Origin of the sequence: Shewanella sp. SM32 (genome assembly GCF_025654235.1) — a bacterium.
Taxonomy (GTDB): Bacteria; Pseudomonadota; Gammaproteobacteria; order Enterobacterales; family Shewanellaceae; genus Shewanella; species Shewanella oncorhynchi.
The window spans coordinates 85,251-110,717 of record NZ_JAKKRO010000001.1; the positions used below are offsets into that span (position 1 = coordinate 85,251).

Consider the following 25,467-nt stretch of genomic DNA (forward strand, 5'->3'; position numbering starts at 1 on the left):
CTATTTGGTGGTTAATAGATCGATGGTTGAAATCGGTTTAAACGGGATTTCATATGTCAGTGTGCCATCCTGATCGCCATACTCTGGACGGCCAAGTGATATCCGTGAGCTGCTCCAAATCACTTGATTAAGCGCAGAACCGTGGCTGAACTCCATGGCAACTTCAGTGTTGTTGGCGGCAAGGGCGAACGGATCGAAGTCGGCAAGGCTTGCCGCTTCGATAATGATCTTACCGCTGGGCTTAAAGTCGGTGATAAGCACTTCTTCAAAGCCCACATATTCTGCATAAGTGACGCTGTTGGCTTGGTCATATTCAAAGGAAATCAGTTTTGCAGGAGCACCCGCCAACGAAAAGGCGCTGTGTTTAACGCCCACTGGCTCTGGTTTTTTCCATGCGGCAAAGTTGGTTGCGGGCATTGCGGCGGCCGTCACGGGTACAAATAGCCCTGTAAAGGTGAACATAATGCTCGGCAATTCTTTCGCTTTTGCCGAGAGCTTAAAGGTGCCACGGGCACCCAATAGCGCATGCAGTACACCGTGGTAGTTCATGTACATGGTCAGCGAGGCGGTGCTGTCTTCATTAATGGCCATCACCACACTGGATGCACCAGGAGTAATATCCCGCGCACAGGCTTGCACCAGTGGTGCCCATGCTGGGGCTAAGTTCGCGCTGCCGCTTCCAGCCAAGTCCACGCTAAATTCAACCGTGGCATAGATTTCGGTTGCAAGCTCAGGGCTATTGCCGAGTTTGCCATCATCATATTTAAGTTCAGTATTGTCGCCCGCCATGGGGACAACTTTTACATCTCGCCCAAGCACTGCCACGGGGGCGCCTGCGGCAATCGCATCCACGCCGTAGGTGGCTTCGAGGGCAAACAGTAATGCTTTTTTACGTGTTTTACGTGCCATAGTGTTAAACGCCTAAGGCGTCCTCCGTGTATTCAGTCGTAAATTTATCGAGCCATGCAACAGTGCCAGGGCGCGATGGTTGTAACTGGCCACCGCTTAAGTACAGCGGCGTGTAATCTTCATGGGGTTCCCAGCCATAAAGGAGCGAACGGATCTGTTTTCTCTGTGCAATCACATCAGGTTGGGCATTATTACGGGCAGGTACCACAAGCAGCACGCCAATGGTCGTGGCAATGGTATGGCGATAAAGCCCCACTCCTTCAACCAGTTGACCAACACGCTCTTGTAAATCCAGCACAAACAGCTTTTGCCGTGGTACGTTTTTATCCTGCAAGTCACCGAGCGCCATTAAGCCTTCAACGTCAACGAATACAGGCTTAAGGCGAGCGATAACGAGATCAGGAATAGAGATCATACAAACCCCTTACTGGCCTTACGTGACCAAACAGAGCCTGCCGATTGCACCTCGGAGGTATTGCTACCCTCGGGGGTGTCAGTAAGCGGTAAACCCAAGGTCACTGAGCCATTGCTGATTTTATCCAGCAGTTTCAGTGCATCATCGTGGCGCTTGGTGACTTGCTCCGTTGCTCGCTCGTCGTATAGGTAGTAACGGGCTAAGTCGCAACTCACCCGATTGAGCACATCTGGCACAGTTGCAAGTGGCAAAGGATAACGTGCTGCTAAGTAGCCATCGATCGTGGCCGAAGCATCATTAAGCGCGGCATCGATCACCGCGCTATCCATCACACCAGCACCACCACGGTCACTCAAATCAATAAGCTCAGCCTCGCTAAAGCGGTTTTGCATGTCGAGTATCGTGGCGTAGTTCATGCTTATGCACCTTGCTCAGTGGTCAGTGCTTTGGTCGCATCGCCAGTGGCATCACTCTGGGCATCAGCAGGCACTTGCACCTGAACTGCCGCAATGGCAGCAACTAAATCAGGTTTGTTCATGCTCTTAAAACCGATAACTTCCAGTGACTCAGCCAGCTCCTTCAGTTCAGGAACTGTCATATCGTCCAAGCTCTTTTGCTCGCCATCGTGAGTAACGACGCCTCCAATCGTGCCAGTTAACTCAGTGGTGGCTACACCATCTGCACTATTTGCAGCGCCCACACTCCCTTGCGTTTGTGCCACATTAGCCGTTTTAGCCGAGCCTGCACTTGTATCATCTTGGGTTTCGTTAGCTTCAACTGAAACCACCAAGCGTGCATCACCTTCAATCGCCTGTAACTGGGCATCGGTAAGCTCACTTTCACTAAATACATTTTGTCCTTTAGTAAACGCGATACCTGCACGGCGATAGCCATCATGGGCGCGACAATTAATAACAATCTTTTTCTGAGACATAACATGGATTCTCCTACAAGGTAGGGCGACAAGGTGTTAAACCTTGGGCCCTAAGCCTGTGTAAAGTGGATTACAGATAGTCAGCAACCAGTACTTCTAGTTGACCAGACAAGGTGTTGGTTTCGCCGCCACCAATGTTTTGCTTCATGGCTTCGAGTGCTGCCTGTTGCTGAGTACCGCGTACCACCAGCATATTGGGCTTGATACCCAATGGCTTACCGCCATCGGCTTTAAACCCGCGCATAGCTTCAATCGCGGCCCACACGTTTTCAGCGGTTAGTGGCTTGGTGGAGCAATAGGCCATCTGCCAGAAGCCGTAACCCCCGTTAGCACGGCAATCTACGCCATAGCGGAACTGTTTAGAGGTAAATACTGCTTCATCATCCAGCTTTGTCATGGCAGTAAACTGCATGGCTTTACGGTTTTGGTAGATGAGCGGCTTTAAGGCACGGGTGGTATCGAGTAAGTACCACTTGGTTTGCGGTGCACCACCATTATCATCGTAGTTACTGACACTGGTCACAGCGCCTGTACCATCATGCTTGGCATACACTGGGTGGTCAGTATCAAAGAAGTATTGCCCGTCGTAGCACAAGCTAGCGGTACCCGCATCGAGCATCGGGAACAGCAGTTCGTCAGGGAACACTTCCGATGAGCGGCCCATTTCCTTCATCATGGGGGAGTAAATCCCAATGTTGTCATCTTCAATATCATCACGGTCAACGCCCACTGATGATTCAAAGGGTTTATTGACAACGGTGTATGCACTGGCTGTCATATCGTTAATCACCCGATCGCCAATCCATTCGCGAAATGACGGCCACTTACCCAGCCAGCCGTAAGTATTAGACTTACTTGTGGAGGGGATCACTGTCGCAATCTTTATGTACTGGCTCGTTGCTTGAGTCTTACCCTCTTCAAAGGCTTTGTTAAAGCCAGTCATCAGGGCGGTGAGTGAGGCTGGTGTAATAATCATTGGTCAATTACCCCTTTTTAGAAGCGGCAAAGTCTTTGTGACTAATGCCAAGTAAGTCGGCGACCTCTTTGTCTTCCGCTGTTAAGGCGGCTAACCCCTTGTCTTTATCAAGGTCAGTGGTCGTATTTGTGGTTTGGGTGGTGGTGAGCGCCGCAATCGCCACACGCTCGCTAAGCATGGCTTTAAGGGCTGCCACGCCTTTTTCTTTACCCACGGTTTCTAACCACTCACGATCAGATTTGCCGTAGATCTTGGCCTTTTCTTTTTCCAGCAACTCGGCCACCGCATCGGTACCCGCTTGCTTACTGAGTGCAGCCACTTGCACTTGCAACTCATTAAATGCCGCAACAGGCACAAACTTCGAGGGGTCGATGCCAGCACTGGACTGGGTGGCGTGAGTGGCTTTGAGCGCTGCGACTTCTGTCGCCGCAGATGTCGCCTTCTCGGTTTGTTCTTGGTGCGCAGTAATCGCCTTATCAATCAGCGCTTTTACGGCAGCAGCATCTTCGAGGTTTACCCCCTCGACGCTGATCCCGAGCGCTGCGAGTAGGCGCAGTAACTCTTCGTTCATGGTGTTGTCTCCATTAGTGGGGTTTCCAGAATAGGAACTTTTAAGTGCGGCGATGGCACGCATACCATCGAGCGCAGGATTATTGGTTAGGGCCACGTGCAGCAGCTCTAGCACTTGACCTGTGGTCTTGCTGTAGGAAAATACCGCGCTGATATAGCGGTATTCTTCGGCGGCGATATGAGCGCTGGCTTTAGGAGTCCATTTCACCGGATCTGCAAACAAACCTTGCCCTGGCACATAACGCAACGCCGCGCCTTTAAACCAGCCTGCAGCGGGGGCGGGTTGGCCGTTTTTCTCGGTGTTGAGGGTTTGGTGTTCATAGTCAAAGTGAAAGTCGTTCACTTTGGCTTTGGCGGCGGCTTGGATAGATTGCCAAGCCGCATCATTCATCAGCCATTGGCCACTGGGTACATCGAATGGGCGGCCATCCGTGGACTTAAACAATCCATCTGGGAGTATCTGTACACTGGTATCGCCAGGCTCCAGCGCTAACGAGCACGCCACTGTGCCCACAGTCTCTGACGCAGAGGCTTGTAGTGTCAGATTGGCTCTGACAGAAAGTGCAGCAATAGCAATGGCATTTAATCTAGGCATAAAAAATGGGTACTCAGTTAACGTGAGTACCCATTCTGTGGTGAGCGGTAAAACTATCGGATTGGAAAGGTTTCGGGATTAACAACCAAGAAGAGCGGCCTTCGGCCTGCTAGGCCCTAGATTCTAGACTCTAGCAGCGCAGCGCCCTGCGTTAGCGTTTAAAACCCGTTTAAATCCTCCTGAAATCGTTTAAGTGGTTTTTAGATAAGCCGTTATACCAAGTTGTGTATTGCGTCGCTTAAATCGCGTTTTAGGCGCTCAAGCAGTAAATAAATCCTAAGCCATTAAATAGCCGACAATGGTGGCAATAATCTCGGCCTCATCGGTTTCGCTAATCCCCAAATAGGGACGCGCAGGGATCTCTTTATTGGGGATCATGCTATTGGGCGCGGTAGTGCCACCAAATTGATGCATAGCGGCATAGACCATAGTGCTACCCAGTTGCATTTGGTCTTGGGTGGTTTGATAAACCAAGTCATACAGGTAACCCCGCTTGATCAAAATCTTGTCTTGGTTCCGACTTTTTACGCTAAGGGTATAATCGCTCAGTGGTGCAAAGGGGGTTCCGTCAGGGGACTCTCCTGCGGTGATGCGGTCTTGGGTGCTTCCTCTGAGGTATTCTGCAATAGCATTTAAGGCAGGTTGTAAATCCTGGCCTCTATCAATCAACTGTTGAAATGCAGTTAATGCGCCATCAAAACCCTGTTCTGTAATAGTGATCTGTGTGCCAGCCATGTGCTATGCTCTTAAGTGTTCAAGTGGTGAAGGTGAGGCTCGGCTCAATACCGTAAACCGCTGGCGGCACAGTCCGAGACTGGGCTCGCTCCTAATCCTTTTTGTCTGCTTTATCCTTTGCATCGTCTTCTGCAACATAAACTAACATTCCTGACCGCTGATTATTCACATAGGTAATTTGCTTTACAGGGATAAATGTCCATGCCTCCAACATACCCTTAGCCACTTGCGCTACCACTAATTGCCCCTTGTACTTGCCCGCGTTCACCATTCGAATAATCCGCCAGCGTAACTCAATCTTGCCCGTGCCTTTGTGGCGCTCAAAGGATGCCCACACTTCATCAGGTTGGGTTAACACTTCGGGCAATAGCGGTAGCAAAGGGGCGCGGGCGATATCGATATGCTTGGCTAGACTGGCGGCATTCACATACACAGGGTAAGGGCCACTTTGCCACACAGTATCAGCCCCACCGAGTACCTGAGTGACCAATGTTTGTAATTCGGCTTGCGTGCTTACCTTATCGGCTAAGGCCACAGTATTAGGGTGTAAGGGTAATAACTCAGGTCGGCCTGCGGTTCGCCAGTTCCCAGCGGTGAGTGGCTCCCACGCATCGCTTTTAATAGCCCGCCATTGGGCCATGGCTTTGTCACTGAGCTGCTGGCCTAAATGGGTTTGCCCTGGTGAATAATCAAAGCCAGGATCAATCCCTTTAGGCACCTTAAGTACTTCACCCGTTTTAGGGTTTACCCACTCATAGCTTTCATCTGCGGGCAACTGGCTAACGCTTAAGCCTTGGCGCTTAATTTGGCCCTCTGTCATCCCGCGTACTGAGCAAGTACAGCCCCAACCGTTTTGCGGAAAATGCGTGGTCCACCACGGGCTACTCGCTGGCAACACCATATCGTGCCAACGCAAATGGTCTTGCCTTGGGGTGGCGCTATGGCCGTGTTTATATTGCCAGTAGGGGAACTGTTGCAGTTGATCCCAACGCCCTGCGTTGTAGCTTTGGCGCATATTGGTATCGTAAATAATCTGCGCTCGCCAGTCGGCATTGCCCGTATGATCCCAACCGTGCTTGGCCACTATGGTTTTAAACTGCTTTTTAAACTCGTTTAAACTCATGCCCTCGCTTATGGCCTTATCAACCGATTGCCGCAAGTCGGTAAGCAGTTCGGCCTTTTGTGCGCCCGCCACCACAAAGGCGCGGCTGTGCATACCACCCCACAAGTCGTCCCACGCCTGCGTTGGCATATTCAACTTTTGCCGAAAGAAGTCGATAGCCTGCTGAAATTGTACGCCGCCGTATTGGGCCGTGGGCGCTGATTTTGAGGGCACGGATTTTGACGGCACTGATTTTGGCGACATTAGTTACCAAGCTCCACATCATAGCGGCCAGCCAACGCGGCAGTAGACATGGCTTGCTGCATAATAGCCGCGAGCTTTGCCGCACCTTGATTGCTGTAGGCATTTATTAGCACTTGCTCGATTTCATCCCAGCTTTGAGCCTTTTCAACTAACGCGGCAATACCTGTGATCTCCGCATCCAGCTGTGCCCCTGCGGCATTAGCAAGGGACTGAGTAAGTGGGGTTAGCTCCATGGTTTTACTGGGCATTTGCTTAAGCGCCGCCACGGGCATAGCACTAGGAACCTGTGAGACTCCAAGGACTGCTTCACCTTCTTTGGGCACCGGAATACGCAGCTTTTCATTTACCCAGGCGCTGGGGATTTTCGTACCAACCTGCACCAGTGCGGGTATTGCTTGGCTAAATTGCACTAGGTCTTCGGCTTGCTGAGTATCAAACACTAAGCGGGCGCGGCGGCGAGGATGACCAAAGGTAGTACCATTCATCATCACCAAGGGCCACACAAGATCGCGGGTTACGGTGGAGGCAATTTGGCGTAAATCTGAGAGCAGCAATTCTTCGCGCACTTCGTTATGCACATTACCAAGGGCATTAGTTGAACTCTTACCATCCGCTTGGCTGGTGAGTGTGCCGCCTAAAATGGCCTTAGATTGGCTGCGTTCTGCCCAATCAAGCATGGCCATATAGGGGTCGCTCGCACCACGGGCTGCATCCTTAAACTCAATTTCCATCCCCTTGGGGATAATCCCGCCCGCGTTATGGCCAATGCTCATAATCGCTTGCAGTAAGGTGGCTTTTTCGTCCTTACTTGCACCGTTAGGATATTTACCTAAACGGAGTGGCAGACCATAGATTTCTAAAAACTCGGCAAGATCCCTGACCGAATAGTTCTTAAACAGGAAGGGCCACGCCAGCACCCGCACTAGGCCCGCCCGAGCAACATAGCCCGACTTGGCTTTATGGGTATGTTGTATCCAGCCCAGTGGCCATAGTTCTTCCTTGCCGCCGCCATCAAGGCGCAGCAAGACTTTATTGCGGTTATCGTCATCGACGGTAAAACGACGCGCGGGGATCGACTCAAACTGACCTGGATACCAAATGCTGCCATCTTGATCCCAATGGATTTGACTATTAGCGACACAGCGTAAAATGCCGTCACCCATATCGAGGATTAAATCTTCAAAATCGGGGATGCCGTTAATCACATCGGTGACCATATCCGCATCACGCTGTTCGTCCTTGCTAGCGTTTGGGGGAGGCACAATTTGCCATGCCTTACCCAGCAGCGCATTCTTGCGCTTTTGCAGTTCTGCCATGATATGGGCGTCTTTCTCTTCAATATCATCGGCTAGATCAAACTGGGCCGTGAGATTGTTATATTCCGCATCCTGCATAATCGCCGCTAATCGCGCGGGGGTTAGCCCACTGGTAGGATGCTCAGCCCACTCTTTACGAATAAAGCCCACTTGGGCACGGTCTGTTTGTTGATTATTTAAGGCGGGGTTTGCACGCCCCAGCCGTTGTTTAATTTGCTCTGGCGTGGCCATTACCAGCCTCCTTTAGTTGATACACTATAGTCATCTTCATCAGCACGATTGCCAGATCTGCTATTGCTGTTGGCATCCCAACGACTAGTCGATTTAGGTAAAGCGGTAAACTCGATAGCGCCGCCCTCCATGTATGACGCACGAACGGCCATACACAGACCAACGGCAAAGTCACCGTGGCGCTTGCCTTTGCTATTGCTGGACTCTAAATCAACCTTACGACCTTTATCGATCGAGGGGATACCGTTAACTAACTTGATATGCTGTAAGTCATCGAGCACGCTTTGGTGACGGGGGATCTCAAGGTTAAATGCTTCAAACTCGCCCTTCATTTTTGGCATCCATTCGTGATACCAACTCTGCGACAGATGTACTTGGTCCACCATTTCAGTGCCGTATTTAAGCGCGGCTTGCTCAGCTAAATAACCGCCGTTACCCGTGGCATCAAACGCCAACCCCACCAGCCTTGGCATCCGGTCACAGATATAAAACATCACCTGACGCTGTTGCTCGTAGGTGGTATCGCGAAGTTCCACCACAAAGGGAAGGCGCTTTCTTAAATCGGGTTTAATCGCCAAGGGCACAAACACGGTTAAGTCGCCGCGCCGCGCAAAGTCTTCACCAAAGGAATGGTTATGCTCTGGATTTAGCTTGGCCAACTCTGCTTTTAAATGCTGCTCGCACCAATCGTGCACCTCGGCTTCGCGCATTTCTGGCGTCCAGCTCATGAAGTTTTCAGGCGCTTCAAAACGGTAAATAGGGATAGAACGATCGGCGACCATGGCCGCTTCAATCAGTACCCGACTGATGTAAGCACCACCCGATTTTTTAGGCACGCAGCCATATTCTTCATCGGCGCTTTCTTTATTGGTGGCGTTTTTATACAGCCCCTCGCGCCAGGCAATTTCACCCGCAAGCGACCATGTTTGGCCTGTGACATAACAGATACGCTTATACAAGCCATCAGCAATGGCATCATCCAGCGTGATGCGGTGGATGCTGTAGTCTTTACGGCCCTCTCGGGCATCATTAATCAGGCTATTAAAGAGATTATCCACGCCATTGTGGGTACTGATTAACCTGACCTTGTTGCCCCACATGGTTAATGCTAACGCCGCCTTAAGCAGTTCTTCTAAAGACTCGTGGAATGCGGCCTCATCGATAACCACATCCCCCTGTAAACCACGCAGGTTAGAGGGGCGCGAACTGAGCGCCTGAATTTTCCGCCCCGTCTTTGGGAAGCGGATCATGTAGGTGAGGATTTCTTCTTTCTTCTGCGAATCCCAGAATGTTTGCTCATACACATCAGCTTCTGCGAGCTGGTTAAAAGCACGGGCAAACAGCGCACAAGCGGCGATATATTCCAGCGCCATCTCTTTTTTGCTACCAACGTAAAAGGTATTGCAGCCCCCACGGCTGCGCGGTTTGGCGGCTTTAATCACATTGCGGCCAGCCTCTGCCCAAGTTAAGCCGGTGCGGCGGCTTTTTTCGGCAATCATGATCGGCGCTTCATCTTCAAACCAGCGCTGCTGATATGGCAAAAATACGGGCTCATTAGCAGGTTGAGCGTCACCAATATCCTGCGGTACATCCACCCCAGCCAGCGCCATTTCTTCGGCTAAATCGATTTTGCGAGGACTGGTGATAGGTGTTAGATGCAAGCCTGATTTAGCCATTATGCTTTCCCTAATAGAATTTGGCGGATTTTGCTTTCGAGCTGCTCGCTCATACCATCTTCCCCGCGTAACTCTTCAGTCACGGCATTGGCGGCCTCGGCGGCAAAGGCTTGGCGGATCTCCTTCTCGCGCTTATGGCTGGCCATGGCGGCAGACTCCAAGCGTTGCACCGCTAACATGGCATCTTTAATCATGCCAACGTCGGCACCTTCACCCGTTTCAGATTCGTTTAACAGGGCTTTAAATAGCTGTGAACGAGCCATTTCAAGGATCAGTTTGGTGACTTCGCCCGTGGGTTTGTCCCCCAGTTCTGCCGTCCACACTTGGGTGATTTCCCGCATCTCGCGCAGGCTTTTACCTACGGCCTCCATCTTGGTGGCATAGCGATTAATGCCAGCGCGGGAAAGCTGCTGTTCTTCTGGTAAGCCTGCGGCCTTAATCAGGGCATTGATTTCATCAAGCAGATCAATTTGCTGAATCGAGCCATCGCGCAGGCCGCTATCCAAGCGTTTGCGGATATTCGCGGGCAGCAAATCCACTTTAGAGCGGCGGCCTCTGGTTTCACTCGCCATCTTCTAACCCCTCCCATTCTCGCAGCCACTGCGCACGAACTAAGTGGATCTGCTTCTGTAGTTCGGCCTCTGCCGCAAACACCTTGGGAACCGTCTTTTTAAGGCGCTGTTCTAGCTCTTTGATATGCGGCTTAACGTGCTCGTTTTTACCAAGCACGTTCTTTTCTAGGTCGCGGATCACCAACAAATCCGCTAGTAAGCGGATGCCTGCAATCTCCCCCTGATTTAGCTTTGCTTGTGCCATGGCTATTCTCCCGCCCGTGGGCGCTTAACGCCTGGCACTGTTGCGCGGCCTGTGGCTACATCTTGGCCGCGACCTGTTAGCGTGGCCGTGGTCACTTTGCCCACTTGCTCAGTTTTAATCAGCCCTTGCTCGGCCAGCCACGCGAGCTGCACCTTTAACGAGTCTCGGCTAATATCGAGACCATAGGCAATCAAGCCATCTTGTAAGATGGACTCATTGAGTGCGAAGGCTCCCGCTTCTGTCAGTAATCGAAGCACCACTAGGCGTTGGTGCTCATTGATAATTTGCTGCATCGCCATTAATGGCCTCCTTTCAGTTCGTTTTCGAGAAGCATGTCGGTCTTGGTTTCGAGTCGCCTAATGCCTTGTTCCATTGCGCCAAAGCGTTCACCTAAACCTGTGAGGGTTTTATCGAGCGCATGCAGTTCGTCGCGTGTTGGCATGTATTCCAATTGCATTTCAGTTTCGCTAAGGCGCTTGTCGATTCCGGCAACCATTTGGACCACCTTTTCGTGCTCAATGCGCGGGGTAAAGCGAGTGCTAAACCACGCCATTAACAGGGCGCAGAAAACGCTAATCACGCTGCCAATAAAGCCCCAGTACTTAGCAAAAAATTCAAATAGCGATTCAATCATAAACGCGTCCCATAGCGCTGCTTTTGGCGCTTATCTTCATCCTGTTGGCAACTGATACAGCGCGGGGCTGTGCGTCGTTCTGGCTCCACAGCCTCAAGGCAATCAATGCAAATACCATTGCCCTGAGGCTGTTGTTTGTGGCGGGCGGCAGCGATACGGGCATCACGTTCACGCATTTCGGTATCGCTGGCGCGGTCTAATTCGTCCATTGGGTTCCTTACTGGTTCTTATCTTTTTGGTGTCGTTGGCGCCAATCGTGTAGGGCTTGCCAGTCGAGGTTGCATTGCCCTAAGTCAGTGAGTAGCGAGAGCATTAGCTCCGCTAACTTGGGATTGAGAAGGCACACCATCGGTTGGGTTTGCAGGCACTGCAAGACCTGTTGTGGTACTTGAGTGACGTTGCACTCGCGCATCAGCACTTCGGGCGGCAACACATACTGGGTCTTGTAAGTTGGCACGTAACGCACAGCGGGCGGCGCTGTGGTACACGCGCACAACATCGTTAGGCACAGCAGCCACACGCCATGTTTGCGTTTGTTCATCTTGGGCGTCCTCAAGTAGCTGGGTCAGTTGGTGGTTAAGGTCTTGATTGCGGGTAGCTAACGCGGCCTTTTGTTGTTCGATGGTTTGCACCTGCTGGGCAAGAGTTTCGCCTTCAGCTTTAAGGGAAACGCGTTCAAGGTTGGCGTCTTGCAGCCATTGCGCTAGGGTGTCGGCGCTCTGTTGCAGGGCGGCATTGTCAGCTAACGCTTGGGTAAGTTGGCTTTTTGTCGTGGCTAATTTGTATTGCGCTAAACAAAGCACTGCCACAAAAAGCGACACAATCAACCATTGAATGGCGGTACTAAATTGAGCTGGCGTCATTGCGTTAACCCTCCGGCTGTTAGCTCGGAGAGGCCCAGTTCGCTTAGGCAAAGGGCTTGCTCTTCGGCGCGGCGTTTAATCAGCCCATTTAGGCGTACCTTGACACCTAGGCGGGTGCCATAGGTCCAACCATTACAGACGCGTTCACCCGTTTGCGGGTTGGTAGAACATGCCTGGGTTAGCTCCTTGCAGGCACCCACACGATCCCCCGCAAGTAACTTTTTACGCAAGGTTGAGCTGGCAAAGTTGCCGTATCCCGCCCAATGCATAAACGACAGGTAAGCCGCGTGCTCACTATCAGTGAGCCTTACAGGGGCCGTGAGTTGCAGTAGCTGCTTATCGGCACGGGCGATATCCTTGGCGAAAATCTCCATGCACTGCTGCTCAGTAAAGGTTTGATAAAGCTTTAAGTCTTTACTTGTGTGGCCTCGGCAAGCGGTGAGAACGCCCACCGCATCGAAATAAACCGTTAGGCTATTGCCTTCCCATTTATCGGCAAGCTGTGCGCCAGTGATGGCCGCCGAACTTAAGCCAGCGGCCAGTAAAATCGCCTTGAGTTTACTGTTCATTAGGCACCGCCATAGCTTGTGCCTTGCGTTGCTCGCGGGCTTTTAAAACATGCAGGTGAGTGACGGCATGCCAGCCCTGTGAGTAATAACTCTGGCGGGTGGCGCTGTGGCTATAAAGTGGGACGGTTGCAGGTACATCGCCAGCTAACTCAGCTTTAATGCGTGCATTAAAGCCGTCCTTGGCACACTGCCGATAAACACGGTTTTGAATGCGCTTAGGTCGCGCGTTCGCAATTGGCATACTGTTAACGCCGCTGCGAAAGTTGTTGTGGGTGACAAAGGCCATAAAAAAACCGAGACAGTGAACATGGGTTCATTGTCTCGGTTTAGGGATTTTCAGCGGATTGGAAAGGTTTCGGGATTACTTATAACAGCTTTGACCACCAAATTCACTTACAGGAGTTGTGCTTCCTTTAAGGCGATTTAGCTCAGTCGCAACCTCCCATACTTGGCATGAGTGTATGGCAGTATCAGCCTGACCATTGCCGTGTATTCTGAATAGATATACCCCCGCAGGATTGATAAGTTTTTCTTTTATATCTTCCCATTTCATTATTGTTGCGACTTGTGTTATCCAGCGACAAGCATAAAAACCAGTACTTTTATCGCATTTCAGATCAGTCCATACCTGCCTTGTCTCGAATTTTTTACCCTCTTTATCTTCGGCAAAGGTTGGATAAAAGCTGTTGTCAGACGTTAAATATGTCATTGCAATAATGGAAATATCATCCATTTTAGGGGATTTCAGTGCAGATATGAAAGATGGATTATCTCTTATCATATTAGCAGTGAGTCCAACTTGAGTGCTGCTGATAATATAGTTACCGTTAAAAGTATCTAACTTAACTTCTACCTTAGAATGAGGCTCATAACCAGCATAGTATTTAGCCATACTTGCACAGCCTGTAGTGGCTAAAGTGACAAGTGCCAGTGTAAAAATTTTGAGCTTAGTATTCATCTTATATCCTTATAAATATCACTATAACCTAATGAATTAAAATTTGTTTTTATAAGTATGAAGTTACTTTATCTGTTTGTTACAACTTTTAAAACAACCGTCTTTGCTTTCTTGCGATAAGTACTGCTCGTTGTTCGGCAATGATCTCGCTGATACGCCGTTCGGTCAAACCATAATCTCGGCTTAACTGTTCCAGATTATTCCCCCTAAACTCCCGCCAGATTTTAATATCTCGCAGTGCTTTTTTAAGGCTTTCGCCATTGGGAATATACATATCACGGCCACCAAAGTAGATGCTTAAGCCTGTGGCTAAATCTTCACTAATACGATCAGCATTACTTATCCCATGCTTTTTTAACGTCACTTGCATTAACGCGCTCAGGCTTTGCAGCGTAGAGGGCCAGCGGTGAATAAAGTCGCTACGTTCATCGTCTTTGAGTTCACTCAAGGCAGCCAATGCTTGTTCCAATTCGGCTGCATTGCTCGATAACAAATCGAGTTGGTTATCCTGTTGGTTATCTAAGTCAGGCTTCATCATTACCTCCGCGATCCATGGGCTTCCTCGACTTTGCTTTAAACTTTGCCATCTGCGCATCAAACTTGGCTTTGGTTTCAGCCAAACTTTCAGGGCGGCCATAGCTGGTGATCTCAATGCTTGGCTTGGCATTAGCGGTAGGCGCGGCAACTGGTGTGATGGCATGCTGACTAATACTTTCAAGCACTTTTTTTAAGTAATTGTGGTTGGTTAGTGGGCGACTTTGGCCGTCAATCCGCGCCGCACGCAATTTGATCACCGTTTCTTCCAACGCCGCACGCAGCCAGTCGCGATTAGAAGTTAGTGCCAGAGTGTCGTTCACCAGCGTGAGCGCACGGTTAAAACTCAAGTCGCTTTTAACAGGGCGGAATAAGCCGATATAGTTCATTAAAATCCGTCCAGTAGCACCATCCATCGGCGCAAGTGTGGCGAGCAGTTCACGCGCAGCATCGTCATTCACTAAGGCATCTAAGTGGATATTGCTATGGCACACAGGGCAACGGCAGAGTTTCATACATGGCCCTCATACTGGGCGACAATCACTTCATAACTTGCAGGGCGAGTGCCTTTTTCATTCATTTTTAAACGCTCGCCACGGGCGATAATGCGATCAATCAACACCCGCTTGTGCCAGTTTTTAAGGCTTTCAAGCACCTTGTAGGCTTGCGGTTCTGTCATCCATGGGGTGGCATCCACGCCCTCATTTTTACTGCGTAGCGTCATGCGACGTACATAGGCATCAAGCGCCGATTCACTGTTATCCTGGATCACTAAGTGGTGGCCCATGGTGATCCAAATGGCACGTATTTTATCTATGCTGGCCAGTTTGCTTTTACCCGCAGCAGGACTTAAACGGCGTTTAACCGCTGTTTTATTGTTGGTTGCAGTAGGTTTAAAGCCCTTTTGTTTAAACACTTCTAGCGCCTGTTCAAGCTCTGGCAAGTTCATTGCCCGCAAGGAGTCTTTACCCGTGGCATTTTTCAGCATGGCGCGGTAGATGGCTTCATCGAGCTGCAATGATCCCTTAGCCACATTGATTAAGGTGATCAGGCGCTTCTTGTGTTGAGCGACTGGGTGCGCCTGCGCATTAGTCTGCACAGGGGCTTTTTGATTAGTTTCTAACATTCGTCATCCTCATCGGTTGTCGCACTGGATACTATCTTGATGGCTTTAGGCTGAATCTTAAGCTGCTGCCAATTCGGTGTTGCTGCATTTAAAAAGTTAACAGCCCAAAGCTCACGATCGGCGAGCAGTTCTGCCTTAGTTTTCCCCTTACGAACGGGCCTAACTGGGCAGTTCGCAATGGCATATTTGAGTAAGCGTTTAGCATAGGGTGTCATTTCATTCGCTCTTAAAATGAGTTCATTTTGTTAGCTGCTCATCAGTACCCGATCACTACATCGGATAGACGCCTATTGGCGTTTCGCAAAAGGTGGCGGAGGTTTATTTCCTCCGCCAATTCCCCTAAAGTAATTGCGCCAACAAACACTTAAGGGAAATAACCATGGAACCATCAAAACTCTTTGAACTTGCTGTAAACCTCACTATTGCCGACATCAATGCCTCTGTTATTGGTCCTGCAACGCTGGGGCGTGATGACCATATTCAGGACCGCATTGCCCATCACTTGGCGGTATTGCGTCGGCTGTGGCAGACGTATCACAACGAGGATAATATCGATCGCATTTACTGATAGGGTCATACACAGTTTGCCCACTGAGTGTGCTTGATATGAGTAGTGCACTAGAAGGAAGGTGAAGCCTATTTACTTCACCTTCTTCAGCAACAAACAACCAGTTAAGATCAATGCCAAAATCTCTATTCAACTTAATTGCAACATCAATAGGCAACGATCTGTGACCGTTGACATAACCGCTAAATGTGGTGGTAACAACGCCTAATGCGGCCGCAAACTGTTTATCCTTTAAGCCAAAACTGCGAGCGATAAGCCTTAATTTAAAACCTACTATCTGGTCAGTGGTGCATTTGACCACCTGTTCATTTGTCATCAGTTTGGTCATTTTTTGTGTATAGCGATTTAACGCTTTATCTGTCATTTCCATCCGTAGCTCCTTAGCTGCTCATCAGTACCCAGCCACTACGCTGGATAGACCGCGCCCCATAACTGAGGCGGGTTTCGCTTGAGGTTAGACTTGTTGGTGAAATTCCTGCTGGCAGAGCACATCAAGGCAGCGTTTGGCGGCATAAAACACTATTTGGCGTTTGGCGCACATAGTCGCTGACTCAAAGCCGCGCAGGGCTTGCAGCAGCGCGGCGCACAGCTGCAAGGTGAGGTGCGGCGTATCCACGGCGGTGTGGCTGAATGTGCGGCGCAGGACGTCATTGTCCGCATCCAGCAGTTCGGCCAGTTGCAGTTTAAATTTGACGTTATCCAGCGACTGCTGGTTGTCGGCTAATAGGCTATTGATTGGCTGCATAAGGCCTCCTAAAGAGTGCTGATATCCATTGGTAAATTGTTGTATTTGCCGTTTGGTTGACGTTCATACAGGCGCAGATATTCGCTCGTACCCGTGATTTGAATTGCGTCGGCAATGGCCTCCATTGCTTGTTTCCAATTGGCGTCGTCCATATCCAGCTGGCGCAAACTAAGCACCTGGTTAACGTCGATACGGCCTTGCTGGTTTACCCGAAACGCATGCTCAACCATGGCCATAAGGCGATGGTCAGCACCGCCAGACCAGTTTTGAATGCATTTATCGATCAGCTTTTTAGCGGTTTGGATACGTTCGTCGAATACCCGATGCTCACCCACGGCGCGACGGATTTGGTATTGGCCATCGAAGCTGGTCAGCAGGATATTGCCCTTGCTGCCACCAACCTTAACCCCGTACTCAATAGCGGATAGTTCCGCAAAGTCATTGATTAGGGCGTTAGTGCTTAACTTGAATTCGACCATTGCCTGGCGTAATACCTTGGCCTTAGTAACTATGTCGCTAACGACTTCATCGCGCAGCTTATCCAGTGGGCGAATACGATCTTCGTGTATTAGGTCGCCCTTGGCGTTTCTGCGGTAGCCTTCGGGGATTGCGACTGTTGAATTTGTTTGGCTTGTCATCTTATTTATCCTTATTCAATGATTACGGTTAATTCATCTTCAAATTTGAATTCTTGTTTAGAACCATCCTTGTAAAACCAAATGCTTATGCCAACGCGATAAATATCCCGAAGTGTTCTTGATGCCATTTGCCAACCTTCCTTATCGTTGAACACAAAATTCATGGCTTCACCTTTCCGATTGAAAAGCGTTAAACAACCATCACCGCCTATAGTCCGACCTAGGTCGGTCATATCTTCAAACTTCTTCTTGGCCATTTCTCATTCCTCCCAGCGCACGGTAACGCCGTGAAATTGCACCGCCATACAACGGCGACGAATGCCTTTAATGTTCTCGATAATGTCCACAGCCATGCGGCGAAAATCAGCGGTTGGTTTGTCGATTTGCACGACCTTCACGCCACTGTGGACAACCTTCATACCGCGCAGTCTTAGCGCGCTAATCACATCGAATTTAGGGTTCTGGTGTCTCATATCTTGCTCCTTCATCTTTGATTCAAAGTTACTAATAGGTGGAGAGTGCAGGACTCGAACCTGCGTACACTTTCGAAAGTGTCTGGGATGTTGGGGGCGCGACCCTTACCATTGCCCAGCTCCTGATCCGGCAGGCGGCTTTCCTCTAGCCCAACTCTCCAGAAATTCTTATTCCACGCCTTCAAGGTCTTTAAAGGCGGCACGTAAATGGTTAACGCTAATAGCGCTATTGCTGCCGCTGGCCATCATGGCGGCTAGGCGTAGGGTTTGGTTAAGTAGGCGCAGCGCACCTGGGCGTTCGGATATTTGAGTCATCAGGGCGCGTTCGCTGTCACCGTGAATGCCCCAAGCGGTGGCGATAGCGGTTACATCGTTTTTCTTGGCTTTATGAATGCCGACCTTTTTGGCGATACGGCTAAACAAGCGGGCAAAATCTTCATTGCGGCGGCCGCCAGTCAGTTGGGCATAAACGCGGTTATTACCAACCAGCACCATGCCGACTTGGGTTTGTTCCTGCAAAATGCGCAGTTCTTCTAACGTGGCGTAATCCAAATGATCCGCCTCATCGATGATCACCAGTCCACCTGTACCCGTTAAGCGGCGTTTAATGGCGCGAGCCAGTGGGCCTTTGCGGCGAGGCGCATCATCCATGCCGAGCTCTAATGCCAGTTCATACAGGCATTCGCTAAGACTGGATGCGCTGGGTGAAGCTGTAATCATCCACACATTGGGGTTATCGTTGGCGTAGTGTTTAGCCGCTGTGGTTTTACCCACGCCAGAGGCTCCAAATACCACGCTGATACACTCGGCTGCATGGGCATATGCCAGTGCGGTATGGATTTGGTTTGCAGTTTGGGTTTGCACAAACTTAGGCGCGACAGGATTTGTGGCGCGGTTCGTCTGCAGGGCAAGCCATGCGGTGAGCTTTTCGGTTACTCCTGCTGCATCACCACCGATACCATCATATTTACCGTTGAGATATTGACTGATCACGCTAGTGCTAACATCGATCTCTTTAGCCAGTTTAGATTGGGTCACTTTTTTGCTATCGATCATCGCTTTTACTGTGTCGATAACTTGCTGCTGTTGTGAGCCTTGGATTTCTGCTTGAGAAATACTGACAACCTTGTTCATCATATTTTTCCTTTTGGTCGTAATTAACTTGGGTTTAAACGGGTGTTAAAGTCGATTTTTATTTTTCTCGGCAAACAGTGCCGATACGCCTAGCGCAAAGGCTTCTTCAAAGTTTTCAGACTCTGGCTGGGCTGCTACAGTGCGAACGGTATTGCCGTGGCGGATATGCACTATCTCGGTGGCTGCTGGCGTTAATGGCGGCTCAGGTTCAACCCCGCGCATTAACTCAGCGGCTTCAATGTTGCTCATGCGCTTATGTGCTTTGGCAGCTAACTTATTAGCCTTGGTGAATTGGGTACGGTGGCGAGTGTGTTCGCGGGCGGCATCGGTATCACCAAAGCCAGTCGCTTGAATACAGTTGGCCTCACAGATCAGCAGACCAGACAGCGTGTAACACACCACCATGCCATGCAGGTTGTCGGGGTCAAAACGGGCGACGATCTTCTGGCCGACATAGCTATATAAAGCTTCGTGGTGATAACGGTTTTTACGGCTGGCAACCGCGCCGCCAGCATCAAGCACTATCGTTGCTTGGCTGCTAACACGTACAGCTTCGGCGCTGAGTAACAGCATGCGTTTTTGTTCCGCATTAGCTTTACGCACCGTGGCGTTTTGATAACTGGCAGCAAAGGCTTCGTCGAATGACATTACGCCGCGACACACTTCAGTTTCACGGTTTGGCCTTTGGTTAAAGGTCTGTACACCTTCGGCTAACACCCGCATAAACACCTCGGCATCCACGGCTTTACTGCCATAGTTATCGGGTTTTGCCATTGGGTTTGCGCCAGTAGATGCCCCCTCAAAAGCAATGTTTTTATCCACAAACTCACCTAAGCCGCCCACGCCAAAGGCGCGTTCGATTGGCTTAGCTTGACCATGACCTTTACCTAAAATCACGCTCGACCAATGCAGGGTGATCCCAAGCAAGGGGATCAACCCCATAGGGTCGTCAGGCTTGACTTTAAAACGGAAACGATTCGGCACACCGCCCGTCATCCACTTGTTGGCGGCTGCGCGGGTGTTATCGATAGTGATATGTTTGGGGATGCCATATTGATTCACCACATCCATTAGCGACAGGCGAATCGTGTCGGTGTTTTCAGACACACCAACGCGCCAAGCGAGGATCTTGCGGGTGCGAATATCTGCCCAAAACCATGTTTTCGGACGTAGGATTTCGCCGTTATGCCAGCGCACAAACACGTTGTGTTGATAGCCGTCACCGTTGATCCACTCCATCGCCTCGATATCCAGCACGGTACGTTGCTGTGCTGGGTAGAGTTGCATCAGTGCGTGTTCGCCTCGGCGTAACATCACTTGCTGCTCAAACGGCACTTCTTTATCTAAACGGCGTTTCAAGCTATCAACCGACGGCACTTGCCAACCATGATCTTTAGCTGTTTTCTTCAAGGTGACGTAGCTAGTGGCAAAGTTAGGTTGTTCTAACCGCAGGTAGTCGGCTTTAAACCATTCCCATGCTTCATCACTCACGGGGGCTAAACGGTTGGCGGCGTTGTTCATCGCCGCAATTTTGTTTTTGGTCAGCAGTTGCGGTGCCCAATCGGCTTTATCAAAGCCTGCAACCTTTTTGCAGTCACGGCGCAGGGTTGGCACGGCTACACCAAACTCAGCGGCGATATGCTCATAAGCCGCCATTTTGTTGGTACCTGTTTCAACTAGCGCATAAAAGGCACTGACATAGGCCAGTTTGCTTTTAGCGACAGATTGCGCATGTTCACCTGCACGTTCCCACAATTGCCACAGGCTAGCGGCATCGTAACGCTCACGCGCGGCTTTAGGTTTGGGGGCATTTAATACGGTACCGTTAAGCTCAATCTTGCCTTGCTGTGCAAGCAACTTAGCTTTAGCTGCGGGAGGTAAACTATTGAGATGATATTCAAAACCACCACCACGACCTTCACGCTTGCGGCATGTCCAAGATTCGCGTTTGGCTTTCTCTGTTATACGACGATTTGTTGATGGAATATCTGGTAAGCCAACTAATTCGGCAGCACTAAACCATTGTTTTTGTATTGTGCTCATTCATCTTCTCCATCAAACATCGCCAGTTCTGGTGCTTGGCTTTTGCTGACGTTTTCGCTATGCCAAGCGATGCCTCCCATCACATGATTGAGTGCGGTGATGGTATCTTCGGCGGCGCTTTGTCCTTGGTAAAAACGGATCAGCAAACCCATAGCTTCACTAAAGGAACCTTGTAGTTCGTTGACTTCGGCATTAGTGGCTTTACGGCCGCTGGGAATATCGATAACAAGGCGGTTGCTAGAGGTTGCGATATACAAGGTCATATAATCCGCACCACAGGCGTGCTCAAAAGGGCGGATCAATACGGCAGGAATACGGCCATTCTCAAGCCACTTATATAGTGTCCATTTACTAGGTAACCCCATCAGATCGGCAACGCGGTCTACTGAAAGATTTTGTTTTTCGCGAGCAAACTCTAAGCACAGCTCCATTGCATGGCGCAGGCTATTGGCTCGTACCTTTTTCCAGTTGCGTTTCGCCATTGGAAACCCCTATAAAATTCAGTTCCAAACAAAGTCGATCGTTGCGCTTGTCGGAGCGATCGCATTGCTCATACACTTCAATGCAATTCAATCAATAAAACAGGCTAACTATGACCAACCCTCTCAACGTACCAAGCCAACTCATCCCCATGGATGCAGAAACACTCCACGACTTGGTGACGTCATTTATCTTTGTTTCCATTGATTCTTTGCATGCTGAGCTGCAACAAATACGCAATCTCTTGCCAGACGTTTTAGTACCCGAAGTTCGTCCCAGCACGTCAATATCCAACGTAATGACACTAGGCGAATGTGTTGGTAGCGCGTTGCCTTTTCCTGTAACGCCCACTGACGGCGAGCTTCGCTATGCGCTCTCGCATCTTCAACAGTCCCAAATCCAACTTTTAGCCTTACGTCTGCAAAAAGTTGCGCATTGCTTGGTTCAGTTAGAAGAAGATCATCACTGCCAGTTACTGGCGGTATCACCTGTATGGCATCAACGTTGGCGCTTGCTGATTGAGGGGCGGTTACATCCCGCTTACATAGGGGGCATGTTTTTTTAGATGCGCTCATTTACGCGACCTCTTGAACTTGTTTGTGCGCACTTTTATTAGCTGTTGTGCTAATATCATTTCCAACGAGTTTGTTAGGATGTGAGTATCGGCTAGGCCAGATCTCAGCGGCATCAATGCCAATGGCATCAGCAATTATGCGCTCGCCCTTTGGCCAAGAAACCCGCAAGGCATTTTGCAAAGTGTTTGAGGCTAAGCCATTCTCACGGGCAACGGCGGATAAGGTCGTGCCTTGTTTACGGATGGCGGCAATAATATCTGCGCGATGCCAGTCATCTTTGATGCGAAGTGAAGTAGTTTGCTTGCGCATTTTTTTTGCTCCTGCTTATAGCTGTTTATCTAACCAATAAAAGTAAATCGCATAGCTATTATTGAGATAAATAAATCGCACGTCAAGAGCTAAATGTCGCGTCCATGTTGTTGTGGTGAGCTTTATTGTTCGTAGCATGGTAATTTATTTATAAATCAGTTGGTTAAATATATGAGTGGTGATAACAAAAAATCTCAGACGCAGCGTCTTAGTTTGGATAATGAACTAGGACGTTTCGGTGAACGTGTTCGAGAAGTTGTCGGAAGTAATAGTGCGCGCTCTTTTGCTCGCACTTTAAATATCTCAGACAACATTTTGCGCAAGTATATGGATGGTATATCTGATCCAAGCAGAACCAACTTAATTGCTATAGCTGAAGCTGGTGGAGTGACCGTTGAATGGCTTGCTACGGGCAAAGGGCCAAAGTATCCAAATGGAATTATTGAGTCTGGCCATCAACAAATCATGGAGGGAAGGTGTGGGGCTTATAAAGCCAACAATGACTTTCTATCTGAGTTTGCCTTGATACCTGGATATAATGTCCAAGTATCTGCTGGCTGGGGTTGTGAAGGGAGTGATGAGCTAGAACCAACACGTTATCTAGCATTTAGAAGACGTTGGTTAAAATGGCGCGGCTTTTCTGAAAATGACTTAACCCTAGTTTGGGCTAAGGGTGACAGTATGGATACTACCATTAGCGATAACGATACACTGTTAGTGCATATGAAGCGCAATCAACCTACTGACGGTAATATCTTTGTTATTCGTAATCACAACCAGTTATGGGTTAAGCGTGTGCAAGTTATGCCTAACTCGTGGCTTTTGCTCAGCGATAATAAGGTATACCAATCTATTGAAGTTCCAATGGATGAACAGCACAACTTCCAAGTCATTGGTCAGGTAGTGCATATTGCGAAGGACATTGGAAATTAAGATTTAAACCTCTTTTAAACGCCACATGGGTTTAAATCACAGTGATCACTTTTTTAGCGGCATTAACTTAAATTGGATCTCCATTGATCAAAATTGAGATCGCACACACTAGAAACAAAAAAGGCGCGGTAGCCAGGACAAATCCACCAGCAAACCCGCGCCATTCCTCAATCGATCTCATTTATTCAGGCCAAATTTTATCTAATCTCGATTTAATTGGTTTCTGATCATTATTTAAGAGTCTATACAATGAATCTATGAACCCTGCGATGCCAGAAGCATTAGCCCCACAAATTAATGCTCATTTTAATGGTAAGTTTGAGGTCGAGCTTAAATATCGTTTATTGGATCGCCACGCTTTTTTCGCTGCCTTACAAATGAGAAATCCCGAGGTCATGCTCGAAGATAACCTTGAGCATGACTGTTACTTTGATCTGCCATCACAATCACTTAAAGGTGAGCACAAGAGCTTGTGTATCCGTGAGATGCAGCCATCGGGGATAATGCTGTGGATAGTGAAAGGGCCAGAAAAAGACCGCTGTGAAGCCGTGAATATCACTGAAGCAACAAAAGCAAAAAGAATGCTGCAGACCTTAGGTTATGAGTGCGTACTAGAAATTAAAAAGCGCCGCAGTATCTATTTTCTCGGTGAATTTCATCTAACAATTGATCATATCGAAGGTTTAGGGAATTTTGCTGAACTCGCGATTATGACAAATGATGAAACCCTGTTGCCTAAGTATGAAGTTCAATTGCAACAACTCGCTGCTGACTTAGGCCTAAGTGAAGTGCAGCGAGAGTGGTTATCCTATCGGCAGTTGCAGCAGGCTTTAAATAATAAGTAATGGTTCAATCTTTTGGATTAACAGCTTGAGGCTTAATAGCTTAAAGTTCCATAGTTTAAGTTTTATGGTTTGCACTGCTAAATTCGGCTAATCAATCCACTGCAACAAACCGCTATGGCTCAGTTCAAATCCCTTTGAGCTTCACTGTCCATATCGCATTCACTGTCTGTTTGAACTCGCTATCAACGACTTAAACTTAAGCAGTGTACTTAAATTCGAGTATCACATTTCAATTCAAGCCACCTTCACAAACTCAAACGGCTTAAATACTGATGACTCAGTTTTATTTGCCGTGAGTTACTTGATGCGTTTTAGCCTAAGCGTTGTGAAAAGGCGAGGTAGCGTTTAACTTCCGCTTCAGGGAATTTTAATTCGTCACCATCTTGAACACTTGAGAGTAAATTCTCCCGAGCGAAGCGTTTAATGGTCGCTGGTGTTTTATCTAGCATTTTGCACACTTCATCTAAGGTTAATAAGTTATCGCTCATGGCACTCTCCCAGTAATTCAATAGAAACATAACCCAAAGAGTATAGAACAATAATTCCAATCAAGATGACGCCAGCGGCCTAAACTGCCAAGGCTATGATTCTATTTTATGGTTGCGGGCGGTTTCCCGCACTTGGCTCTCTATTTGGAGATGGCCTTTTGCTGCCGTGATCGCCAGAACGGCACGGGACTTGAATTCGCGGCGATATAAGGTTGCGACCACAAATAAGCTGGCCGAGATAAAGAGTATCGGGTGTACAAACCAGCACAATACCGCCATTGAAAAGTAATAGGCGCGTAAACCATAGTTATAGGAGTGTGCCGCTTGATCTTGCACTGTCGCCATTTGTCTTGCATAGGCTTTGAGATTGTCATTTGAGCCATCGGTGTCCAGAGGACCCGCGCCTATCATCACGTTCACAAAGCCGTATTGACGCATTGACCAAGTAAACTGGAAGAAGGCCATCACAAAAATGCCGACTAGCAGAGCTAACTTGACTTGCACCAGCGCATGATTCGGTGGCGTAGCGAAGGGAATCGTCGCAATAACACTTTCTAGTCGTTCAACTTGCGCAAATAAGGTCAGTACACCCGCAAGCACAAACAGCGTGGTCGAGGCAAAAAAGGCAATATTGCGTTCTAAGTTGGCCAGTAGTGCCGCATCACCCACGCGCACACCGCGGGTCATCACCTCAAGCATCCAGTAAATTCTATGCTTATGCAGACCACGGGCAATACAGTCTGTATCTCTCGCCTTGCTACGGGCAAAGGCGGTGTAGCCAGCCCAAGAAACGATAAACCACACCAATGCAGAAATATCTAACAACGAAAATGTCATAGCCACCTTAGTAAAATGTAATATGGGGAGAAAGAGAGAGATTAGTCATGTGCAGATTATGAGGTCTATGAAAGATTTGGTGCAACTGAGAAACGATTCCCAGTAATGATTTTTTTGCATAGTGATTGTGATTTCACATTAGGATAAAACTGTTTTATGACAACTCCTGTGTCAGT

37 protein-coding genes, 1 tRNA gene and 2 other RNA genes are annotated in these 25,467 nt (G+C 49.0%); 3 read left to right on the forward strand and 37 right to left on the reverse strand.

All coding sequences use genetic code 11. From position 1 onward, the window contains the following. The 34 genes from L5M10_RS00365 to L5M10_RS00530 form a co-directional block, all read right to left on the reverse strand. Positions 1 to 909, reverse strand: a complete 909-nt coding sequence (locus L5M10_RS00365) for a phage tail tube protein (protein ID WP_263254636.1) — start codon at positions 907 to 909, stop codon at positions 1 to 3. Between the two features lie 4 nt (positions 910 to 913). After that, positions 914 to 1,324, reverse strand: a complete 411-nt coding sequence (locus L5M10_RS00370; RefSeq protein ID WP_263254637.1) for a hypothetical protein — start codon at positions 1,322 to 1,324, stop codon at positions 914 to 916. Further along, a complete protein-coding gene (locus L5M10_RS00375) occupies positions 1,321 to 1,740 on the reverse strand; it encodes a gp436 family protein (protein WP_263254638.1) in 420 nt (139 codons plus the stop codon). The genes L5M10_RS00370 and L5M10_RS00375 overlap by 4 nt, the downstream gene beginning before the upstream one ends. Before the next feature lie 2 nt (positions 1,741 to 1,742). Continuing rightward, complete coding sequence (locus L5M10_RS00380; RefSeq protein ID WP_263254639.1) at positions 1,743 to 2,258, reverse strand: HI1506-related protein; 516 nt, start codon at positions 2,256 to 2,258, stop codon at positions 1,743 to 1,745. 70 nt (positions 2,259 to 2,328) lie between these two features. Beyond that, a complete protein-coding gene (locus tag L5M10_RS00385; protein ID WP_263254640.1) occupies positions 2,329 to 3,234 on the reverse strand; it encodes a Mu-like prophage major head subunit gpT family protein in 906 nt (301 codons plus the stop codon). 7 nt (positions 3,235 to 3,241) lie between these two features. Further along, complete coding sequence (locus L5M10_RS00390; RefSeq protein WP_263254641.1) at positions 3,242 to 4,399, reverse strand: phage protease; 1,158 nt, start codon at positions 4,397 to 4,399, stop codon at positions 3,242 to 3,244. Between the two features lie 276 nt (positions 4,400 to 4,675). After that, positions 4,676 to 5,134 (reverse strand): phage virion morphogenesis protein, encoded by a 459-nt coding sequence (locus L5M10_RS00395; RefSeq protein WP_263254642.1) that lies wholly within the window; start codon positions 5,132 to 5,134, stop codon positions 4,676 to 4,678. Positions 5,135 to 5,225: 91 nt separating this feature from the next. Then, the gene (locus tag L5M10_RS00400) at positions 5,226 to 6,500 is read right to left on the reverse strand and encodes a PBECR2 nuclease fold domain-containing protein (RefSeq protein WP_263254643.1); all 1,275 of its coding nucleotides are present in this window, start codon (positions 6,498 to 6,500) and stop codon (positions 5,226 to 5,228) included. Beyond that, complete coding sequence (locus L5M10_RS00405; protein WP_263254644.1) at positions 6,500 to 8,047, reverse strand: DUF935 domain-containing protein; 1,548 nt, start codon at positions 8,045 to 8,047, stop codon at positions 6,500 to 6,502. Before L5M10_RS00405 ends, L5M10_RS00400 begins: the two co-directional genes overlap by 1 nt. Next, positions 8,047 to 9,723, reverse strand: coding sequence for a hypothetical protein (locus L5M10_RS00410; RefSeq protein ID WP_263254645.1), 1,677 nt, complete (start codon positions 9,721 to 9,723; stop codon positions 8,047 to 8,049). Before L5M10_RS00410 ends, L5M10_RS00405 begins: the two co-directional genes overlap by 1 nt. Beyond that, the gene (locus tag L5M10_RS00415; RefSeq protein ID WP_263254646.1) at positions 9,723 to 10,295 is read right to left on the reverse strand and encodes a DUF3486 family protein; all 573 of its coding nucleotides are present in this window, start codon (positions 10,293 to 10,295) and stop codon (positions 9,723 to 9,725) included. Before L5M10_RS00415 ends, L5M10_RS00410 begins: the two co-directional genes overlap by 1 nt. Beyond that, the gene (locus tag L5M10_RS00420; RefSeq protein WP_263254647.1) at positions 10,285 to 10,539 is read right to left on the reverse strand and encodes a hypothetical protein; all 255 of its coding nucleotides are present in this window, start codon (positions 10,537 to 10,539) and stop codon (positions 10,285 to 10,287) included. Before L5M10_RS00420 ends, L5M10_RS00415 begins: the two co-directional genes overlap by 11 nt. 2 nt (positions 10,540 to 10,541) lie before the next feature. Further along, the gene (locus L5M10_RS00425) at positions 10,542 to 10,838 is read right to left on the reverse strand and encodes a helix-turn-helix transcriptional regulator (RefSeq protein WP_014611524.1); all 297 of its coding nucleotides are present in this window, start codon (positions 10,836 to 10,838) and stop codon (positions 10,542 to 10,544) included. Continuing rightward, a complete protein-coding gene (locus L5M10_RS00430) occupies positions 10,838 to 11,173 on the reverse strand; it encodes a DUF2730 domain-containing protein (RefSeq protein WP_263254648.1) in 336 nt (111 codons plus the stop codon). Before L5M10_RS00430 ends, L5M10_RS00425 begins: the two co-directional genes overlap by 1 nt. Then, entirely contained in the window at positions 11,170 to 11,382 is a 213-nt protein-coding gene (locus L5M10_RS00435) for a hypothetical protein (RefSeq protein WP_263254649.1), read from the reverse strand. Before L5M10_RS00435 ends, L5M10_RS00430 begins: the two co-directional genes overlap by 4 nt. 84 nt (positions 11,383 to 11,466) lie before the next feature. Further along, entirely contained in the window at positions 11,467 to 12,036 is a 570-nt protein-coding gene (locus tag L5M10_RS00440) for a hypothetical protein (RefSeq protein WP_263254650.1), read from the reverse strand. Further along, a complete protein-coding gene (locus tag L5M10_RS00445; protein ID WP_263254651.1) occupies positions 12,033 to 12,605 on the reverse strand; it encodes a lysozyme in 573 nt (190 codons plus the stop codon). Before L5M10_RS00445 ends, L5M10_RS00440 begins: the two co-directional genes overlap by 4 nt. After that, positions 12,595 to 12,891 carry a hypothetical protein gene (locus L5M10_RS00450; RefSeq protein WP_263254652.1) on the reverse strand — a complete coding sequence of 99 codons (297 nt, stop codon included), beginning with the start codon at positions 12,889 to 12,891 and terminating at the stop codon, positions 12,595 to 12,597. Before L5M10_RS00450 ends, L5M10_RS00445 begins: the two co-directional genes overlap by 11 nt. Before the next feature lie 75 nt (positions 12,892 to 12,966). After that, a complete protein-coding gene (locus L5M10_RS00455) occupies positions 12,967 to 13,563 on the reverse strand; it encodes a hypothetical protein (RefSeq protein ID WP_263254653.1) in 597 nt (198 codons plus the stop codon). A gap of 88 nt (positions 13,564 to 13,651) precedes the next feature. Beyond that, the gene (locus tag L5M10_RS00460; RefSeq protein WP_263254654.1) at positions 13,652 to 14,101 is read right to left on the reverse strand and encodes a Mor transcription activator family protein; all 450 of its coding nucleotides are present in this window, start codon (positions 14,099 to 14,101) and stop codon (positions 13,652 to 13,654) included. Beyond that, positions 14,088 to 14,612 carry a hypothetical protein gene (locus L5M10_RS00465; protein ID WP_263254655.1) on the reverse strand — a complete coding sequence of 175 codons (525 nt, stop codon included), beginning with the start codon at positions 14,610 to 14,612 and terminating at the stop codon, positions 14,088 to 14,090. The genes L5M10_RS00460 and L5M10_RS00465 overlap by 14 nt, the downstream gene beginning before the upstream one ends. After that, positions 14,609 to 15,223, reverse strand: a complete 615-nt coding sequence (locus L5M10_RS00470; protein ID WP_263254656.1) for a gp16 family protein — start codon at positions 15,221 to 15,223, stop codon at positions 14,609 to 14,611. The genes L5M10_RS00465 and L5M10_RS00470 overlap by 4 nt, the downstream gene beginning before the upstream one ends. Then, positions 15,217 to 15,438 carry a hypothetical protein gene (locus L5M10_RS00475; protein WP_263254657.1) on the reverse strand — a complete coding sequence of 74 codons (222 nt, stop codon included), beginning with the start codon at positions 15,436 to 15,438 and terminating at the stop codon, positions 15,217 to 15,219. Before L5M10_RS00475 ends, L5M10_RS00470 begins: the two co-directional genes overlap by 7 nt. A gap of 28 nt (positions 15,439 to 15,466) precedes the next feature. Beyond that, positions 15,467 to 15,527: hammerhead ribozyme type II (locus tag L5M10_RS00480), an RNA gene on the reverse strand. Positions 15,528 to 15,666: 139 nt separating this feature from the next. Next, entirely contained in the window at positions 15,667 to 16,161 is a 495-nt protein-coding gene (locus L5M10_RS00485) for a helix-turn-helix domain-containing protein (protein ID WP_263254658.1), read from the reverse strand. A gap of 8 nt (positions 16,162 to 16,169) precedes the next feature. Next, positions 16,170 to 16,241, reverse strand: an RNA gene (locus L5M10_RS00490) — hammerhead ribozyme type II. A 4-nt stretch (positions 16,242 to 16,245) separates the two neighbouring features. Continuing rightward, positions 16,246 to 16,536 carry a hypothetical protein gene (locus tag L5M10_RS00495; RefSeq protein WP_263254659.1) on the reverse strand — a complete coding sequence of 97 codons (291 nt, stop codon included), beginning with the start codon at positions 16,534 to 16,536 and terminating at the stop codon, positions 16,246 to 16,248. Positions 16,537 to 16,544: 8 nt separating this feature from the next. Beyond that, positions 16,545 to 17,174, reverse strand: a complete 630-nt coding sequence (locus L5M10_RS00500; RefSeq protein WP_263254660.1) for a DUF3164 family protein — start codon at positions 17,172 to 17,174, stop codon at positions 16,545 to 16,547. Positions 17,175 to 17,185: 11 nt separating this feature from the next. After that, complete coding sequence (locus L5M10_RS00505) at positions 17,186 to 17,431, reverse strand: hypothetical protein (RefSeq protein ID WP_263254661.1); 246 nt, start codon at positions 17,429 to 17,431, stop codon at positions 17,186 to 17,188. Between the two features lie 3 nt (positions 17,432 to 17,434). Next, positions 17,435 to 17,647: a hypothetical protein gene (locus L5M10_RS00510; RefSeq protein WP_014611540.1), complete on the reverse strand. Its 213-nt coding sequence runs from the start codon at positions 17,645 to 17,647 to the stop codon at positions 17,435 to 17,437. A gap of 39 nt (positions 17,648 to 17,686) precedes the next feature. After that, positions 17,687 to 17,807: transfer RNA gene (locus tag L5M10_RS00515), tRNA-OTHER, on the reverse strand. An 8-nt stretch (positions 17,808 to 17,815) separates the two neighbouring features. Continuing rightward, positions 17,816 to 18,784 (reverse strand): AAA family ATPase, encoded by a 969-nt coding sequence (locus tag L5M10_RS00520; RefSeq protein ID WP_263254662.1) that lies wholly within the window; start codon positions 18,782 to 18,784, stop codon positions 17,816 to 17,818. Positions 18,785 to 18,826: 42 nt separating this feature from the next. Further along, entirely contained in the window at positions 18,827 to 20,824 is a 1,998-nt protein-coding gene (locus L5M10_RS00525) for a transposase domain-containing protein (protein WP_263254663.1), read from the reverse strand. Next, on the reverse strand, positions 20,821 to 21,306 hold the full coding sequence (locus L5M10_RS00530) for a hypothetical protein (RefSeq protein WP_263254664.1): 486 nt from the start codon (positions 21,304 to 21,306) through the stop codon (positions 20,821 to 20,823). The genes L5M10_RS00525 and L5M10_RS00530 overlap by 4 nt, the downstream gene beginning before the upstream one ends. Before the next feature lie 110 nt (positions 21,307 to 21,416). Between L5M10_RS00530 and L5M10_RS00535 the strand changes: the two genes are divergently transcribed. Continuing rightward, complete coding sequence (locus tag L5M10_RS00535) at positions 21,417 to 21,869, forward strand: hypothetical protein (RefSeq protein ID WP_263254665.1); 453 nt, start codon at positions 21,417 to 21,419, stop codon at positions 21,867 to 21,869. A 10-nt stretch (positions 21,870 to 21,879) separates the two neighbouring features. Here the strand turns inward: L5M10_RS00535 and L5M10_RS00540 are convergent, their stop codons facing one another. Next, positions 21,880 to 22,188 (reverse strand): helix-turn-helix domain-containing protein, encoded by a 309-nt coding sequence (locus L5M10_RS00540; protein ID WP_263254666.1) that lies wholly within the window; start codon positions 22,186 to 22,188, stop codon positions 21,880 to 21,882. 171 nt (positions 22,189 to 22,359) lie between these two features. On the opposite strand from L5M10_RS00540, the gene L5M10_RS00545 reads away from it, so the two are divergent. Together L5M10_RS00545 and cyaB are read left to right on the forward strand one after the other, a co-directional pair. Next, the gene (locus tag L5M10_RS00545; RefSeq protein ID WP_263254667.1) at positions 22,360 to 23,121 is read left to right on the forward strand and encodes an XRE family transcriptional regulator; all 762 of its coding nucleotides are present in this window, start codon (positions 22,360 to 22,362) and stop codon (positions 23,119 to 23,121) included. 257 nt (positions 23,122 to 23,378) lie between these two features. Next, positions 23,379 to 23,966, forward strand: a complete 588-nt coding sequence (gene cyaB, locus L5M10_RS00550) for a class IV adenylate cyclase (RefSeq protein WP_263146496.1) — start codon at positions 23,379 to 23,381, stop codon at positions 23,964 to 23,966. 311 nt (positions 23,967 to 24,277) lie between these two features. Here the strand turns inward: cyaB and L5M10_RS00555 are convergent, their stop codons facing one another. Further along, the gene (locus tag L5M10_RS00555) at positions 24,278 to 24,454 is read right to left on the reverse strand and encodes a helix-turn-helix domain-containing protein (protein ID WP_006082937.1); all 177 of its coding nucleotides are present in this window, start codon (positions 24,452 to 24,454) and stop codon (positions 24,278 to 24,280) included. Between the two features lie 93 nt (positions 24,455 to 24,547). After that, the gene (locus L5M10_RS00560) at positions 24,548 to 25,291 is read right to left on the reverse strand and encodes a DUF599 domain-containing protein (RefSeq protein WP_131524297.1); all 744 of its coding nucleotides are present in this window, start codon (positions 25,289 to 25,291) and stop codon (positions 24,548 to 24,550) included. Between the last annotated feature and the right edge of the window lie 176 nt (positions 25,292 to 25,467).